Source organism: Vicinamibacterales bacterium (assembly GCA_041659285.1).
Taxonomy (GTDB): domain Bacteria; phylum Acidobacteriota; class Vicinamibacteria; order Vicinamibacterales; family UBA2999; genus 12-FULL-67-14b.
This window is the reverse complement of sequence record JBAZYO010000015.1, coordinates 88,664-106,017: the sequence shown is the minus strand read 5'-3', so window position 1 is coordinate 106,017 and position 17,354 is coordinate 88,664. Positions and strand designations below refer to the sequence as shown.

Genomic DNA, 17,354 nt, shown 5'->3' with positions numbered 1-17,354 from the left:
TGAGTGCTCCCCTATTCCCGGGCAGCCCGGCCGATGTACTCGACGATCGACGCCACCGAGCGGAACGGGCTCCTGACCTGCGACATCGCGCGGTCGTCGCTGAGACACACCGTCACGCCCGCGCGCTGCAGGTCTTCCTCGATGTCGAGCAGCAGCGTCAGCAGGCCCAACGAATCGAGCGGGCTGTCGGGCCCGAACACGGCCGCGTCGGGCGACGCCGGCAGCTGGGAGGCGGGGTCGCGCGACAGGTTGGTCGTGCGCAGGACCTGCAGAACGACCTCCAGGATGGCCTGGTCCGTGAACACCCGGTTCACGCCGCGGTCTCCGGAGTCAGCGCTGAACGGCATGATGACTCGGCCTGGTGGTCCAGGGCGGCGGCCAATGCGGCGACCACGCGCGCCTGGTCGTCATCGGTCAGGCCGACGTAGAGCGGCAGGATCAAGCCATGCGCGGTCACCGCTTCGCTGTTCGCCAGCGCGGCGCAGGTCGCGGACTCCCCATCCACGGTCCCGCCCGGCCCCTGACATCGCCACGGCTCGATCCGGTACGCGGGCTCGCGGTGCGCGCACATCACCCCGCGCCGCGTGTGGATGCCGGCATCGAGCATCGACTGCATCACCTGCAGCTGATCGCGCCGTTCCGGGAGCCGCACGCAGTAGCTCTGCCAGTTGCTCCGGGCCCACTCCGGCTCGCGCGGCAGGCGCAGCCCCTCGATGCCGGCCAGTACCTCGTTGTACTGCCGCGCCAGGCGGCGGCGCTCGGCCACCATGGCCGGCAGCCGGCCCAACTGCTCCCGGCCCACCGCCGCCTGCATGTCCGTCAGCCGGTAGTTGAAGCCAAGTTCGGTGTACTGCTCGAACACCACCGACTGGGCCCGGTGGCGCGCGGTATCAGGCACGCTCATGGCGTGCTGGCGCCAGAGACGGAACCGCCGGTCCCATTCCGCGACCGCGGTGGTCAACATGCCGCCGTCGCCCGTGGTCATCACCTTGCGGGGATGGAACGAGAAACAGGCGATGTCCCCGTGCGGCCGCCCGATCGCCTCCCATCGGCCGCGCCACAGCAACTCACTGCCGGCGGCGCACGCCGCGTCTTCGATCACGGGTAACCCGTGGCGCAGCGCGATTTCGGAGATGCTTTCGAGGTCGCAGGGCATGCCGAGCTGGTGCACCGCCAGGATCGCCCGCGTCCGCGGGGTGATCACGGCCTCGAGCCGCGCCGGGGCCATGTTGTAGGTGTCGGGCTCGATGTCCACGAACACCGGCACCGCGCCGCAATAGCGAATCGCGTTGGCCGAGGCGATGAACGAATGGCTGACCGTGACCACTTCGTCACCCTTGCCGATGCCGAGCACGCGCAGCGCCAGGTGCAACGCCGTCGTGCAGTTCGACACCGCGCAGGCGTGAGGCGCGCCGGTGTGCGCCGCAAACTCGCGCTCGAACGCGGCCACCTCGGGTCCCTGCGTCAGCCAGCCGGACTGCAGCGGCCGCTGGATCGCCAGCATCTCACTCTCGCCGATCACCGGCCGGGCCACCGGCACCGGCGTGGCCTGGACAACCACGGACACCCTCATGCCAGCACCTTGCTTTCGCGTCGGACCTGCTGCCACCACGCCACCAGCGCCCGCATCCCGTCTTCGAATGACACGGCTGCTTCGAACCCGATCTCCTGCCTGGCCAGCCAGGTATCGGCCAGCCGCCGCGGCACCGGATTCACGGCGCGGGGCGGCGCGTATTCGATTGGCACCGAGGCGCCCATCGCGATTTGCAGCACCTCCGCCATTTCCTTGAGGCTGACTTCGGTCCCGGTGCCGACGTTGTAGACCCGATCGGTGACCGGCGCGGTGGCCGCCAGGATGTTGGCCCGCGCGACGTCGTCGACGTAGATGAAGTCCATGGTCTGCAGGCCGTCGCCAAAGATCGTCAGCGGCTGCCCCGTCGCAATCTTCTCCATCCAGCGGATCAGCACTTCGGTGTAGACACCGTGGATGTCCATCCTCGGACCATAGACGTTGAAGTAGCGGAGCGCCACGTAGTCGAGGCCGTTCTGGTCGTGACACGACCTCAGCAGCGCTTCGTTGAAGGCCTTGGCCGCGCCGTAGAGCGTGCGGTTGTTGTAGGGATGGTGCTGTTCGGTCGTGGGGAACCGGTCCGCCATCCCGTAGACCGACGCGGAAGACGCGGCCACGACTTTGCGCACCCGTGCATCGATGGCCGCCCGCACCACGGTGTCGGTGCCGTTGATCAGCACGTCGATCGCCAGGGCGGGGTCGGCGGCGCATTGCGTGATGCGCAGCGCGGCCTGGTGGAACACGACGTCGATGCCATCCATGACGCGCCTGACGAGGGCGCGGTCACGGATGTCGCCGTCGACGATGGTGACGCGCCCGCTCGCCGACGCCCGCGCCAGGTTGTCGCGTTGGCCGCGGACGAAGTTATCGAGCACCACCACCTCGGCGACCTGCTCCTGCACCAGCCGGTCCGCGATGTGCGAGCCGATGAGGCCCGCCCCGCCCGTGATCAGCACGCGCGCGTTCGCCAGCTTCACGATTGCCATCTCAGCACCCCAACCTCTTCGCTCAGCGTCGTCCCGCCGGCGCGCGCCGGGTCACGGCGGTCGCCGATCACCCGCGCCGGCACGCCGGCCACCACCGCAAACGGCGGCACGTCCTTCGTCACCACGGCGCCGGCGCCCACCAGGCTGCCGCGCCCCACGGTCACGCCCGGCAGCACAATCGCCCCGGTGCCGATGTCGGCCCAGGCTCCGATCGTGACCGGCTTGATCACCAGTTCGGTCTCCATGATCGGCACGTCGATCGGCAGACCGGTGTGGACCGACCCCAGGACCTTGGCGCCCGGGCCCCAGCCGACGCATTCCTCGATCACCAGGTGGCGGGCGTCGAAGTAGCTCTGCGGCCCGATCCAGACGCGGTCGCCAATTACGCAGGTCCCGTCGAAGCGGCCCTGCAGGTAACTCTGCGCGCCGATGAACACGCCGGCGCCAAACGTGAAGGTGTCGAGGTGCAGGAATCCGGCGCCGCTGCCGACCCGCAGTCCGGTGCCCGCCGTGCGGGCCGCGGCGGTCCAGATCGCCGAGCGCATCAGCGCGTTCAACCGGTCGTCCCCGTTGGTGTGACGGCTGTAGAGATCGACCAGGCCGTCGTAGCCGTACTCCGACCGCATCCACGCGGCCATGGCTTCGCCCGCCGGCGACGACTCGGCCGGCCGGCGCCCGTGCACGGCCCCGACCACACGGCCGGCGCGCTCAGGCCGCATACGACTCCTGCTTGACCGCGGCCGCGACCTGCTCGATCTGGGTGGCCGTCAATTCCGGGAACATCGGCAACGACAGCACCTCGGCTGCCGCGCGCTCCGACTCCGGAAAATCCCCGGCCCGATAGCCGAGATCGGCGTAGGCCGGCTGGAGGTGCACCGGCACGGGATAGTGAATGCCGCTCGACACCCCGTGCGCATGCAGCGTTCGCTCCAGCGACACGCGGTCGGTCGTGCGGACGGCGTAGACGTGGAAGACGTGCCGCGCATAATCCGCTTCTTTCGGCGACTCGACGCCGCTGCCGGCCAACAGGCGGTTGTAGGCCGCGCCATGGGCCCGGCGGGCGTCGGTCCATTCGCGCAGGCGGCGCAGCTTGACGCGGAGAATCGCGCCCTGCAGCCCCTCCATCCGGTAGTTGTAGCCCTTCAACACGTGGTGGTACTTGCGGTCCTGGCCCCAGTCGCGCAGCATCCGGATGTCACGCGTCCAGTCGGAACGGTTGGTCACGACGATGCCGCCTTCGCCGTAGGCGCCGAGGTTCTTGCCGGGATAGAAGCTGAAGCAGCCGGCGTCACCCAGCGCGCCGACCGGCCGTCCCTTGTAGAGCGCGCCGTGCGCCTGACAGGCGTCTTCGATGACCGTCAGCCCGTGACGGGCCGCGATGGCGATGATCGGGTCCATGTCGGCCGGATGGCCGTAGAGGTGGACCGGCAGGATCGCCTTGGTGCGGCTGGTGATGGCCGCTTCGATCAGCGTCACGTCCATCGTGAAGGTGGCCGGATCGATGTCCACAAATACCGGCCGGGCCCCGGTGTAGCCGATGGCCGCCGTGGTGGCGACAAACGTGAACGGCACGGTGATGACTTCGTCGCCGGGCCCGACGCCGGCGGCCAGCAGCGCCAGGTGCAGCGCGCTGGTCCCCGAATTCACGGCAATGCCGCTGTCGGCGGCACAGGCCGCCGCGAACTCCCGCTCGAAGGCCTCGACCTCCGGGCCCAGGACGAACTGGCCGGTCTCGAGCACATGCCCGACCGCGGCGTCGATGTCGGCTTTGAGGTCTTGATACTGGCGGCGCAAATCGACGAACGGAATCATGCGGACACCCCGCTGGTGGAAAGCTCGACAATGCGGCCGGACTCGCGCATCGACCGGGTCGCGGCCTCGAGCAACCGGACCACGCGCAGGCCGGCATGGCCGTCGGCAATCGGTTTCTGTTGTTTGGTGATGCACTCGACGAGGTGGCGGGTCTCGACGCCCAGCGCCTCGGCGCCATCGAGTTGCGGCGCCCAGACGTCCCCGGTCCGGTAGCCGACGAGCATGGCGTAGCGCTGACCGTTGCCGGCCGCGCCGTTGCCGTCGCCGTGGCCGTTCACGGTGATGCCCTTGTCGTAGACCTTGATCTTCTCGCTGGGCTCGAGGTCGTCGTAGACAATCATCTTGCGGCTGCCGCCGATCAGCGTGCGGCGCACCTTCACCGGGGCGAGCCAGTTGACGTGGACGTGCGCCATCACCGGCGCGTCGAAGTGGAACGTGACGTAGCCGATGTTCTCCGGCTCGCCGGGCACGTGGCCGAGTCCGCTGGCCGACACCGCCACCGGTTGCGCCGGCAGCAGGTAGTCCATGATCGACAGGTCGTGGACCGCGAGGTCCCACACCACGTTGACGTCGTGCTGGAACAGCCCGAGGTTGACGCGCACCGAGTCGTAGTAATAGATGTCACCCAGGTCCCCGCTCGACACCAACTGCTGCATCTTCCGCACCGCGCCGGTGTAGACAAAGGTATGGTCCACGGCCAGCATGAGCCCGCGGCGGTCCGCCTCGTCCACCAGCCGCATGGCCTGCTCGACGTCGCCGGTCATCGGCTTCTCGATCAACACGTGCTTGCCCATCCGCAGCGCCTGCATGGCGAGGTCGAAGTGAGTCGACACCGGCGTGGCGATGGCGACCAGGTCGATGCGGGGGTCGGTGAGCAGATCACGATGATCCGCGGCGGTGTCCACCGTCGGGTAGCGGGCGCGCACGCGCGCCAGCCGATCCGCGTGCAGGTCGCTGACCGAGACCACCCGGCACCCGGGCGTCTCGTAGAAGTTGCGGACCAGGTTTGGTCCCCAGTATCCGAAGCCGATGATGCCGACGCCAATCACGAGATCCGCCTGTCTGCGCGGGCACCCGCGCGGTTGGTCAGTTCCTGCCGAGTGCCGATGCCTACCGCCGGCACGCCCGCGACGACCGCATAGGGCGGCACGTCGTGCGTGACCACCGCGCCGGCGCCCACCAGGGCGCCCTCGCCAATCGTCACCCCCGCCAGAATGGTGGCGTTGCTGCCGATCGAGGCATGCCGCTTCACCCGCGTTTCGATCAGTTCCCAGTCCGCCTCGGTCTGCAACTCGCCGGAGTCGTTTACCGCGCTGGGATAGAGATCGTTGATGAACATCACCCCGTGCCCGACGAACACGCCGTCCTCGATGGCGACGCCGGCGCACACGAAGCTGTGGCTCGAGATCTTGCAGTTCTCTCCGATCACCGCGCCGCGTTGCACTTCCACGAACGCGCCGATCCGGGTATTGGCGCCAATCCGGCAGCCGTACAGGTTTACGAGGGTAGGCTGCGGTATCGACACATTCGATCCGAGCATTACGTCTGCAGCAATCACGGGAGCTCCTCCTGGGCAGTCACAAGGCGTCCGCGGGCCCGGCGCCGGGCCGCGACCGGGGCCTGGCGCACGGTGGGTGCGGGCGTCCGCCATTCATGTTCGAGATACACAAGTCCGTAGTCGCGCCGCTCGGAGAGCACCGAGAACGGGTAGGCGCGCAGTTTCAGGTCGTAGGTCTGCAGGGCGTTGTGGTCGAGGATGCCGGCTGAGATCGAGTAGGCGCCCGGCAGCAGCCACAGCTTCGGGATCACCAGGTCCACGTAGCCATCGCCCGCCAGCGTCCCGAGGTCCCGCTCGTCCATCCGCGTGTTGATGCCGGCGCAATAGACGCCGTCGGCGTTGTGAATGTCGATGGCGATCTGCGGTTGCGTCACCGGCACCGACGCGTGATACGCGACCCGCACCGTCAGCGGCCGCCCGGTCACGAACAAGGGCGAGGCGTCCCCGGCCGGGTGCATCAAGCGGACGTCGGTGATGCGAATCGGCCCGGCATCGGCAAGACCGTCGGCGGCCGCGGAAGGTTCCGGCCGATACCGCCGGAACTCCGCGACCGCCTCGGCCGGACGGCCGTCGTATCGCACGACCCCCCTGTCGATCAGCACCGCCCGCGTGCACAAGTCCACGACCGCCGTCAGGTTGTGCGACACGAACACCAGCGGCACGCCCTTGGTGAGCAGCGTCCGCATGCGGTCCACGCACTTGGCCTGAAAGGCGACGTCGCCCACGCTCAGGACCTCGTCGACGAGCAGCACGTCGGGGTCGAGATGCGCGGCAATGGCAAAGCCCAGGCGCGCGTTCATGCCGGACGAGTAGCGCTTGACCGGCGTCTCGATGAATTCCTCGACGCCGGCGAAATCGACGATGGCGTCGAACTTCCGCCCGATCTCCGCGCGCGGCATGCCGAGGATGGCGCCCTGCAGGTAGACGTTCTCCCGGCCGGTCAGGTCGGGGTGAAACCCGGCCGCCACCTCGATCAGCGCGCCGATCCGTCCCTCCACCGAGCGCTGGCCCTTGTTCGGCCGCAGGATGTTGGTCAGGATCTTCAGGAGCGTGGACTTGCCCGCGCCGTTGGGCCCGATCACGCCGACCGCCTCCCCCGGGCCAATCTGCAGCGACACGTCACGGAGCGCCCAGAACTCCTCACGCGCGAGCGGTTGCTCCTGGCGGCGGCGTCCCAGGCGCGCGAACATCGCCGGCACGAGATCCCGCAGGCTGTCGTGACGCTCACCGCGCCGAAACTTCTTCCACACCCCTGCGAGGGAGACGGTGGCCACTAGATGTTCTCCGCGAACTCGAACTCGGCGGCGTGGAACATCAGCCAGATGCCGATGAAGAGGACGACGCTGACCACGGCGGTCGCGGCGAAGGCGGGCGCCGGCGCGGTGCCGTCGATCAGCACCGCCCGGAAGGCGTCGATCATGTGGGTCATCGGGTTCAACGCCAGCAGCGCTCCGAGCCGGCCGCCGACGCGGCCCACCGGGTAGACCACCGAGCTGGCGAACATCCATACCGAGATCACGATCTCGAACAGGTACTTGACGTCGCGATAGAACAGATTCCCCATCGCCAGCAGCAGCGCGATGGCGGCCGTGAAGATCACCTGGACGGCGACCACCACCGGCAGCAGCAGGATCGACCAGCTCAGCGCGATGTCGTAGTAGATCATCAGCGCGGCCAGCACCAGCGAGGCCACGCCGTAGTCCACCAGCGACACCAGCACCGCGGAGAACGGAAAGATTTCGCGTGGGAAGAACAGCTTGGTGACCAGGCTTGGATTGGAGGTGAGCGACACCACGGAGAAGCGCAGCGCCGAGGCGAAGAAGTTCCAGGCGACCAGCCCGCAGAAGGCGTAGACGGGATAGGCCACGCCAACGTCGATCGACGCGACCCGGGTGAAGATCACCGAGAAGATCGCGGTGTTCACCAGGGGCATGAAGATCGCCCAGCCCAGACCCATCACGGTCTGCTTGTAGCGCAGCAGCAGATCGCGCATCGTCATGCGCAGCAGCAGTTCACGGTATTGCCACTGCTCCGCGAAGATTTCCCTGATCGCCGACATCGTTCCGGCACTTGAGCAAACGGCAGTCCAGCCCTGCCTTGCCGCGGCCGGGCCGCGTAAACCCATCACTTTCCGGGGATTTGGGCGGTTTCGGCGCGGCTGCGCGCGGCGTTGTCTGCCCCGGCGGCGACAGAATGCGGGCGCGGTGCCGCCTTTGAAGACCGCATGCCGGTTTTCGCACCGCGACACGACCGCACACCGAACCTCGTTGAATTCGGGCGGTTGGGAATGCGCGTCTGCCCCGGGGGCGAGAAAAGCCGTCGCCGGGCGGCGCGCGATCAGCGCCAGCTCGCGGCGCCGATCGCCTCGCCCCTGAGCCAATTCGCATTCAGCCACTGATATTGCAAACAAACCGTGCAATCCCGGCCGTTACCGGACCGTGCGCACGGCGTCCCCGGCGCTGGAACGGCGGTTGCTGAGCAGCCGTCGGGCGCACGTGTGCCCAGCGAGCCAAACATGCCCATGCCTGAACCGACCTTGCCGGCCGCCTCCGTTCGTCCGTCCGCTTCGGCGGCCTCGCCCGCGCGGCTCCTGCTCATGGCCTTGCTCGCCGGAGCCACGGCGCTCGCCATGCTGAGCGGCGCCGCCTCGCGCATGCAGGCGCAAGGCGGGTGCGCCGCCGCCGTCAACCCGGTGGTGTGCGAGAACCAGCTGCCCGGCGATCCCACCAGTGCCTGGGATGTCACCGGCAGCGGCGATTCCAGCATCCAGGGGTTTGCGACCGAGATCAGCGTGGTTCGAGGTCAGACGCAACGATTCAAGATCGATACGGACTCGAACAACTACACCATCGCCATTTATCGCATGGGCTATTACAGCGGCTTCGGTGCCCGCCGGGTCGCGACGATCAGCCCGTCGGCCCCGCTGCCCCAGTTGCAGCCCGGTTGCCTCACCGACCCAGCGACCGGTCTCGTTGACTGCGGCAACTGGAACGTGTCGGCCTCGTGGACGGTGCCCGCGGACGCGGTGTCCGGAGTCTACTTCGCGCGGCCCGAGCGCGTGGACAACGGCGGCGCCAGTCACATCTTCTTCATCGTCCGCGACGATACCGGACAGTCCGACGTGCTGTTCCAGACGGCCGACACGACGTGGCAGGCCTACAACTCGTACGGCGGCAACAGCTTCTACCAGGGCGGCCCCGGGGTCAGCCCGAATCGCGCCTACAAAGTGAGCTACAACCGGCCGCTCAACACGCGCGCCGCCAGCCCGGAAGACGCCGTCTTCAACGCCGAGTATCCGATGGTTCGCTGGCTCGAGAAGAACGGCTTCGACGTCAGCTACATCGCCGGCGCCGACACCGATCGCGCCGCCGCTGAACTGCTCGAACACAAGGTGTTCCTGTCAGTCGGTCACGACGAGTACTGGACCGGCACCCAGCGCGCCAACGTGGAAGCCGCCCGCGGCGCCGGCGTCCACCTGGGATTCTTCAGCGGCAACGCCATGTACTGGAAGGCCCGCTGGGAACCGAGCAGCGACGGCGCGGCGACGCCGTACCGCACGCTGGTGTCCTATAAGGAAACCCACGCGAACGGCGTGATCGACCCGGCCACTCCGACGTGGACCGGCACCTGGCGTGACCCGCGCTTCAGCCCGCCCGCCGACGGCGGCCGGCCCGAGAACGCGCTGATGGGCACTATCTTCCGCGTCAACGACGGCAACACGACATCGATCACCGTGCCGGCGGCCGACGGCAAGATGCGGTTCTGGCGCAACACCTCGGTGGCCACCCTCGCCGTCGGCGGGGTGGCGACCCTGCCCAACGGCACCCTCGGCTACGAGTGGGACGAAGCCCCCACCAACGCCTTCACGCCGCCGGGCCTGATGCGGTTGTCGACCACGACGCGCAACGTCACCTCGATGCTGCTCGACTACGGATCAACTTATGGCGCCGGGACCGCTACCCATAGCCTGACGGTCTACCGCGATCCGAGCGGCGCCCTGGTATTCGGGGCGGGCACAATCCAGTGGTCGTGGGGTCTCGACGCCAACCACGATCGCGGCAGCACCGCGGCCGATGCGCGGATGAAGCAGGCCACCGTCAACCTGTTCGCCGACATGGGCGTCCAGCCGGATACCTTGGAGGCCGGGTTGACGCCGGCCACCGAATCGACCGACGTAACCGCGCCCACGTCCGTGATCACCGCTCCCGCGGCCGGCGCTTCGGTCCCCGCCGGTACCAGCATCACCATCAGCGGCACGGCGTCCGACGCCGGCGGCGGCATGGTCGGCGGTGTACAGGTGTCAGTGAACGGCGGCGCCACCTGGTCACCGGCGATCGGCGGCACCAACTGGACGTTCTCGTGGACCGCGAGCGGGGTCGGGGCCGTCTCGATCCGCAGCCGCGCGTTTGATGACAGCGGCAATCTCGAGACGCCCTCCGCCGGCGTCGGCATCACGGTCACGGCCGGACAGACGTGTCCCTGCACCATTTGGACCCCAGCGTCGGTCCCACCCATCGCCGACGACGGCGACGCGGCGGCGGTCGAAGTCGGCACGCGGTTCCGCGCCGACACCAACGGGTTCATCACTGGCATCCGCTTCTACAAGGCCGCGGCGAACACCGGCACGCACACCGGCCGGCTGTGGACCAACACCGGCACCCTGCTGGCCACGGTGACCTTCTCGGGTGAAACCGCGTCCGGCTGGCAACAGGCGACCCTCGCTTCCGCCGTCCCGGTGACCGCGAACACCACCTACGTCGTCTCGTATCACGCACCGAACGGTCACTACACGGGCACCGACGGGTTCTTTGCCACGAGCGCTCTGGACAACCCGCCGTTGCACGGCCTGCTCGAGGGCGTGGACGGTTCGAATGGCGTGTATCGATACGGCGCCGGCGGTGTCTTCCCAACCGACACCTACTTGTCTGAGGGCTATTGGGCCGACGTGGTGTTCAACACCGTCCCGCCTCCTGATTCGATCACGCCCACCATCACCTCGGTGTTCCCGGTCACCGGCTCCGGCAACGTCGATCCCGCCACTATCGTGACGGCCGCCTTCAGCGAGGCGATGGACCCCGCCACCATTTCGTCGAGCACGACGGGGTTTGTCGGCGAAGGCGGCGCCTCACTTGGCACGTTCGAGCTGCGCGATCCGCTGAACAGCCTGGTCAACGCGACCGTCACCTACGACACGACCACGCGGGTGGCCACGCTCCGTCCGGACAACGCCCTGGCCCTGTCTACTACCTACACGGTGCTCGTGAAGGGCGGAGCCACCGACCCGCGCGTGAAAGATTTGGCCGGCAACGCGCTGGCCGCCAATTCGACCTGGACGTTCACCACCGCCGCCGCGCCGCCACCACCGCCGGCCTGCCCGTGCACCATCTGGACGCCGACCACGGTGCCCCAGAAGATTGACGATGGCGATCCGAATTCCGTGGAGCTCGGCACCCGGTTCCGGTCTGACGTGGCCGGCTACATTACCGGCGCGCGTTTCTACAAAGGCAGCCTCAATACCGGCACGCACATCGCGAAGCTGTGGACCAACGCGGGCGCGCTGCTCGGCAGCGCGACCTTCACGGGCGAAACCGCGTCCGGCTGGCAGGAGGTCGCGTTCACGACGCCGATTGCCATCGCCGCGAACACGACCTACATGATTTCGTATCACGCCCTGAACGGGCACTATTCCAGCCAACCCGGGTACTTTGCCACCACGGGCGTGGACAACGGTCCGCTGCACGCGCTGCGCGACGGCGTTGACGGCGCCAACGGCGTCTACCAGTACGGCGCGAGCGCCTTCCCCGCCCAGACCTGGCAGTCGGAAGGCTACTTCGTTGACGTCGTGTTCAACACCACCAACGGGCCCGACACGACCAAGCCGGTCGTCACTTCGGTCGCGCCGGTGGCCGGCCTCTCGGGCATCGGCACGACGACCAACGTGCTGGCGACGTTCAACGAAAGCATGAGCGCGGCGACCATCACGAGCGGCACCGTGCTGCTGCGCGATCCGCTGAACGCGCTGGTCACCGCCACGGTCACTTACAACACCTCGACCAGGACCGCCACGCTCGATCCGGCGGCGCCCCTCGCCTACCTGACCACCTACACCGCCACCGTCAAGGGCGGCGCGACCGACCCACGCGTCAAGGACGTGGCCGGTAATGCGCTGGCGGCCGACTACACCTGGTCGTTCACGACGGCGGCGCCGCCGCCCCCGCCGCCGACTCAGGGGCCGGGAGGTCCGGTGCTCGTCATCACCTCGGCGTCCAATCCGTTCTCGACCTACCTCGCCGAGATCCTCCGCAGCGAGGGCTTGAACGCGTTTGCGACGGCCGACCTGTCCACCGTGAACGCCGGGACGCTGACCTCGTACGACGTCGTGGTGCTCGGCGAGATGCCGCTCTCGGCGGGCCAGGTCACGATGTTCACCGATTGGGTCACGCAGGGCGGCAACCTCGTCGCCATGCGGCCGGACAAGCAGTTGGCCGGGCTCATGGGCCTGACCGATGCCGCCTCGACGCTGGCCAACGCCTACCTGCTGGTCAACACCACCGCGGCGCCCGGCGCCGGCATCGTCAACCAGACGATCCAGTTCCACGGCACCGCCGACCGCTATACGCTGAGCGGCGCCACCGCGGTCGCGACGTTGTATGCCACCGCGAACACCGCCACCGCGAACCCGGCGGTGACCATGCGCACCGTTGGCGCCGGCCACGCCGTGGCCTTCACCTATGACCTCGCGCGATCGATCGTCTACACGCGCCAGGGCAACCCGGCGTGGTCGGGCCAGGAACGAGACGGCCTGCCGCCGATCCGCAGCGACGATCTGTTCTTCGGCGCTGCGACGGGCGACCTGCAGCCGGACTGGGTGGACTTCAGCAAGATCGCCATCCCGCAGGCTGACGAGCAACAGCGGTTGCTGTGGAACATCCTGCTGCACACCAACAGCGCCAAGCGGCCGCTGCCCCGCTTCTGGTACTTCCCGCGCATGTTGAAGGCGGTCGTGATCATGACCGGTGACGATCACGCCAACGGCGGCACCGCCGGCCGGTTCGATCAATACCTGGCCCTCAGCGCGCCGGGCTGTTCGGTGGCGGACTGGACCTGCATCCGCGGCACGTCCTATCTCTTCCCCACCACGCCGATCAACGCCGCCCAGGTCAGCAACTACGTCGCCCAGGGCTTCGAGCTCGGCGTGCACGTGAACACGCAGTGCGCCGACTACACGCCGGCGACGCTGGCGTCCTTCTACAGCACGCAACTGGCGCAGTTCGCCGCGGCCTTCCCGTCAGTGCCGCCTCAGGCCAGCCACCGCACGCACTGCATCGCTTACAGCGACTACGCCACACAGCCGCAAGTGTCGCTCGACCACGGCATCCGGCTAGACACCAACTACTACTACTGGCCGGCCACCTGGGTCCTGGACCGCCCCGGCATGTTCACCGGCTCGGGCCTGCCGATGCGGTTTGCCACCGCCGCCGGCGACATGGTCGACGTCTACCAGGCCGCGACGCAGATGACCGACGAATCCGGCCTGTCGTACGCCTACCACGCCGACACCCTGTTCGACCGCGCGCTCGGCGTCGAAGGCTACTACGGCGCCTTCACGGCGAACATGCACACCGACTTCAACCCGTCGGAGGGTGCGACCGGCTCGGACGCCATCATCGCGTCGGCGCAGGCGCGCGGGGTCCCGGTGATTGCCGCCAAGCAGATGCTCGATTGGCTCGATGGACGCAATGGCTCGTCATTCGAATCGATCACCTGGGGCAATAACCTGCTCGACTTCGACATCGCGGTTGGCGCCAACGCCACCGGGCTCCACACGCTGATCCCCGCGGTCGCCGCCGGCGCGCCCATCCAGGGCCTCACCCTCGCCGGCGTGAGCGTGCCGTTCACGCTTCAGACCATCAAGGGGGTCTCCTACGCGGTGTTCCCGGCCCAGAGCGGCAGCTACCAGGCCAGTTACGGCGTGGATGCGATCCCGCCCGTGATCTCGGCGGTCTCCGCGACGCCGTCGGTGTCCACGGCAACCGTGCAGTGGGCGACGAACGAAGCGTCGGACTCGCAGGTTGACTACGGCACCAGTCCGGCGGCCCTGTCGCAGACGGCGACCAATGCCGCGCCGGTCACCTCGCACAGCCTGCCGCTGGCGAACCTGCAGGCCGGCACGGTCTACTACTACCGCGTGCGCTCCGCCGACACCGCCGGCAACACGGCCACGTCGCCGGTCGCGGCCAACCCGCCGGCCAGCTTCACGACGCTCGCGCCGTCGCTGGCCATCGCCGATGCGACGATCGCCGAAGGCCAGAGCGGCACGTCGACCGCGGCCTTCACGATCACGTTGTCGGCGCCGAGCAGCCAGCCGGTATCGGTGGCGTATGCCACGGCCAACGGTACGGCCAGCGCCGGCTCCGATTACACCGCCGCGGCCGGCACGGTCACGCTGTCGGCCGGGACCACCAGCGTGGTGCTGAACGTCACCGTGACCGGCGACACGGTCTACGAACCGGGCGAGACCTTCGTGGTGAACCTGAGCGCCCCGGCCAACGCCACGCTCGGCGACGCCCAGGCCACGGGCACGATTACCAACGACGACCCGCAGCCGTCGCTGGCGATCACCGATGCCACCGTTGCCGAAGGCAATGCCGGCACGGCGCCCGCGACCCTCGCCGTGACCCTGTCAGCGGCCAGCTCGCAGACCATCACGCTGAGTTATGCCACTGCCAACGCGACGGCCGCGGCCGGCAGCGACTACGTGGCGGCCTCCGGCACGCTCACCTTCGCGCCAGGAGTGACCTCCCAGCCAATCGCGCTGTCGGTGAGCGGCGACACGGCTGATGAAGCCGACGAGACGTTCGTCGTCAGCCTGTCGGCGCCGGCCAACGCCACCATTGCCGACGCGGAGGGTGCGGTGACCATCACCGACGATGATGCGGCACCGTCGATCACGATTGCCGACGCGTCGGTGACCGAGGGCCACAGCGGCACGTCGATCGCGGCGTTCACCCTCACCCTGTCAGCGGCCAGCGGCCAGGCGGTGTCGGTCGGCTACGCCACCGCCGACGGCACGGCTTCGGCCGGATCGGACTACGTGGCCGCCGCGGGCACCGCGAGCTTCGCGATTGGCGCGACCACCACGACCATCACCGTCGTGATCAACGGTGACACCGGCCTCGAGCTGAACGAATCGTTCGTCGTGAACTTGAGCGGGGCCGGCAACGCCACCATCGCCGACAGCCAGGCGACCGGCACCATCCTCAACGACGAGGGCCTGCCGGCCATGTCGATCGGCGACGCGGCGGTCACTGAAGGCGACAGCGGGAGCACGAACGCCACCCTCACGGTCTCGCTGTCCGAAGCCGGCACGCAGACCATCACGGTGTCGTACGCCACGGCGAACGGTAGTGCCACCGCCGGGAGTGACTATGTTGCGGCCAGCGGCGTGGTGACCTTCCTGCCGGGTGAAACGTCGCAGCCGATCACGATTGCCGTCACCGCTGACGCCGTCGACGAGCCCAATGAGGCCTTCGTCATCAACCTGGGCACGCCGGTCAACGCCACCATGGCCGACGCCCAGGGCAACGTCGCCATCACCGACGACGACCCGACGCCGTCACTCGCCATTACCGACCCGTCCGTGGCGGAAGGTAATGCCGGCACCGCCACTGCCGTATTTGCGGTCTCGATGTCTGGCGCCAGCAGTTCGACGGTCACCGTGGCATACGCAACCGCCAACGGCACGGCCGGCGCCGGCGCCGATTACGTCGCCGCCTCCGGCACGGTTACCTTCCTGCCGGGCGAGGTCGCGACACCGATCACCGTCTCGGTCATCGGCGATACTCTCAACGAGGCGAATGAATCATTCGTCGTCAACCTGTCGGCGCCGGTCAACGCGACCCTGGCTGACGTGCAAGGCGGCGGCACCATCACCGACGACGACCCCGCGCCGACGATCACGATTGCCGACCTGTCGATCAGCGAGGGCAACAGCGGCACGAAGCTCGCGTCGTTCACCCTGACGCTGTCGGCCGCGAGCGGCCAGGCGGTGACGGTGGCCTACGCCACCGCCAACGGCACGGCGTCCGCCGGATCGGACTACGTCGCGGCCACTGGCACGGCGACGTTCGCGGCCGGCGCGACCACCGCCACGGTCAACGTGACGCTCAACGGCGACAGCCTCTACGAGGCCAACGAAACGTTCGTTATTGACCTCAGCCTCCCCGTGAATGCCACACTGGCCCGGACCCAGGCAACGGGCACGATCACCAATGACGACTCGCTGCCGGCCATCTCGATCACCGACGTGGCGGTGGCCGAAGGCCAGAGCGGCACGACGGCCGCCACTCTCTCGGTGACCTTGTCGGCGATGAGCGCGCAGACGGTGACGGTCGCCTACGCGACCGCCGACGGCACCGCCACCGCGGGAACGGATTACACCGCGGCGTCCGGCACGCTCACCTTCCTGCCCGGCGTGCTGTCACAGCCGATCGCGGTCACGGTCACTGGCGAGACCGCCGTCGAGTCGAGCGAGACCATCCTGGTGAATCTGAGCTTGCCGGCGAATGCGACCATCGCCGACGCCCAGGGCATCGCCACGATCACCAACGATGACGGCACGTTCGTGCCCGGACTGGTGGCGGCCTACGGCTTCAACGAAGGCAGCGGCACCACGGCGGCCGACGCGTCCGGCGCCGGCCAGACCGGGTCGATTTCCGGCGCGACGTGGTCCACCGCCGGGAAGAACGGGAACGCTCTTTCGTTCGACGGCGTGAACGATCTCGTCACGGTGGCCGACACCGCGGCGCTTGACGTCACGCGGACCACGCTGATGGCGTGGCTGCGCCCGTCGTCGCTCGGCAGCTGGCGATCGGTGGTGCTGAAGGAAACCACCAACGGGCTCGCATATGCCCTCTACGCCAACGACAACGCCTCGCGGCCCGCGGGCTTCGTCAACCTGGGCAGCACCGATCGCTCGGCGAACGGCACGGCGACGATGCCGCTGAATGCCTGGACACATGTCGCCATGACCTATGACGGTGCGAACATCCGGCTCTATGTGAACGGCGTGCTCGTCAGGACCCGCGCCTACGCCGGCAACATCATCACGTCCGCGCGGGCGTTGACCATCGGCGGCAATTCCATCTGGGGTGAGTGGTTCGCGGGCCTGATCGACGACGTTCGCATCTACAACCGCGCGCTGACGCTGGCGGAAGTGCAAACGGGCATGAACACACCCGTGACGCCGTAACGCAGTATGGCTGAGTCGCCCCCCGAGGCGACAAAGGTCTGCAAGTCCTCCTACCCCGCGGCCACGACGCCCCCGCTCACACGGGGGCGCGCCCGCTGTCCGCGCGAAAACCCCCCGCGAACCGGCGACCGACCCACCAGTCCTGTAAGTCCGGCGGTTCGCGGCGCCTGGTTGTCG

General features: G+C 68.4%; 10 protein-coding genes. 1 reads left to right on the top strand and 9 read right to left on the bottom strand.

The genetic code is table 11. The annotated features are described in order from the left end of the window. Positions 1-11: 11 nt before the first annotated feature. From WC815_20425 to WC815_20385, 9 genes are read right to left on the bottom strand one after another with little or no spacing between them, the layout of a single operon-like run. Positions 12-347 carry a hypothetical protein gene (locus tag WC815_20425; GenBank protein ID MFA5911148.1) on the bottom strand — a complete coding sequence of 112 codons (336 nt, stop codon included), beginning with the start codon at positions 345-347 and terminating at the stop codon, positions 12-14. Continuing rightward, the gene (locus tag WC815_20420) at positions 311-1,573 is read right to left on the bottom strand and encodes a DegT/DnrJ/EryC1/StrS family aminotransferase (protein ID MFA5911147.1); all 1,263 of its coding nucleotides are present in this window, start codon (positions 1,571-1,573) and stop codon (positions 311-313) included. The genes WC815_20425 and WC815_20420 overlap by 37 nt, the downstream gene beginning before the upstream one ends. Then, complete coding sequence (locus WC815_20415) at positions 1,570-2,556, bottom strand: NAD-dependent epimerase/dehydratase family protein (protein MFA5911146.1); 987 nt, start codon at positions 2,554-2,556, stop codon at positions 1,570-1,572. The genes WC815_20420 and WC815_20415 overlap by 4 nt, the downstream gene beginning before the upstream one ends. Further along, positions 2,544-3,275, bottom strand: coding sequence for an acyltransferase (locus WC815_20410; protein ID MFA5911145.1), 732 nt, complete (start codon positions 3,273-3,275; stop codon positions 2,544-2,546). Before WC815_20410 ends, WC815_20415 begins: the two co-directional genes overlap by 13 nt. Next, positions 3,265-4,368: a DegT/DnrJ/EryC1/StrS family aminotransferase gene (locus WC815_20405; GenBank protein ID MFA5911144.1), complete on the bottom strand. Its 1,104-nt coding sequence runs from the start codon at positions 4,366-4,368 to the stop codon at positions 3,265-3,267. The genes WC815_20410 and WC815_20405 overlap by 11 nt, the downstream gene beginning before the upstream one ends. Then, a complete protein-coding gene (locus WC815_20400) occupies positions 4,365-5,417 on the bottom strand; it encodes a Gfo/Idh/MocA family oxidoreductase (GenBank protein MFA5911143.1) in 1,053 nt (350 codons plus the stop codon). Before WC815_20400 ends, WC815_20405 begins: the two co-directional genes overlap by 4 nt. Beyond that, a complete protein-coding gene (locus WC815_20395) occupies positions 5,414-5,926 on the bottom strand; it encodes an acyltransferase (GenBank protein ID MFA5911142.1) in 513 nt (170 codons plus the stop codon). The genes WC815_20400 and WC815_20395 overlap by 4 nt, the downstream gene beginning before the upstream one ends. After that, positions 5,923-7,200 carry an ABC transporter ATP-binding protein gene (locus WC815_20390; GenBank protein ID MFA5911141.1) on the bottom strand — a complete coding sequence of 426 codons (1,278 nt, stop codon included), beginning with the start codon at positions 7,198-7,200 and terminating at the stop codon, positions 5,923-5,925. Before WC815_20390 ends, WC815_20395 begins: the two co-directional genes overlap by 4 nt. Next, the gene (locus WC815_20385) at positions 7,200-7,985 is read right to left on the bottom strand and encodes an ABC transporter permease (protein MFA5911140.1); all 786 of its coding nucleotides are present in this window, start codon (positions 7,983-7,985) and stop codon (positions 7,200-7,202) included. Before WC815_20385 ends, WC815_20390 begins: the two co-directional genes overlap by 1 nt. A gap of 462 nt (positions 7,986-8,447) precedes the next feature. Between WC815_20385 and WC815_20380 the strand changes: the two genes are divergently transcribed. Beyond that, on the top strand, positions 8,448-17,177 hold the full coding sequence (locus WC815_20380; protein ID MFA5911139.1) for a Calx-beta domain-containing protein: 8,730 nt from the start codon (positions 8,448-8,450) through the stop codon (positions 17,175-17,177). Positions 17,178-17,354: the final 177 nt, after the last annotated feature.

What these genes read in the sequence shown, in the direction of transcription:
- WC815_20415 (MFA5911146.1), bottom strand. Translation starts at nt 2,556, where the DNA reads ATGGCAATCGTGAAGCTGGCGAACGCGCGCGTGCTGATCACGGGCGGG.
- WC815_20425 (MFA5911148.1), bottom strand. Translation starts at nt 347, where the DNA reads ATGCCGTTCAGCGCTGACTCCGGAGACCGCGGCGTGAACCGGGTGTTC.
- WC815_20405 (MFA5911144.1), bottom strand. Translation starts at nt 4,368, where the DNA reads ATGATTCCGTTCGTCGATTTGCGCCGCCAGTATCAAGACCTCAAAGCC.
- WC815_20420 (MFA5911147.1), bottom strand. Translation starts at nt 1,573, where the DNA reads ATGAGGGTGTCCGTGGTTGTCCAGGCCACGCCGGTGCCGGTGGCCCGG.
- WC815_20380 (MFA5911139.1), top strand. Translation starts at nt 8,448, where the DNA reads ATGCCTGAACCGACCTTGCCGGCCGCCTCCGTTCGTCCGTCCGCTTCG.
- WC815_20385 (MFA5911140.1), bottom strand. Translation starts at nt 7,985, where the DNA reads ATGTCGGCGATCAGGGAAATCTTCGCGGAGCAGTGGCAATACCGTGAA.
- WC815_20410 (MFA5911145.1), bottom strand. Translation starts at nt 3,275, where the DNA reads ATGCGGCCTGAGCGCGCCGGCCGTGTGGTCGGGGCCGTGCACGGGCGC.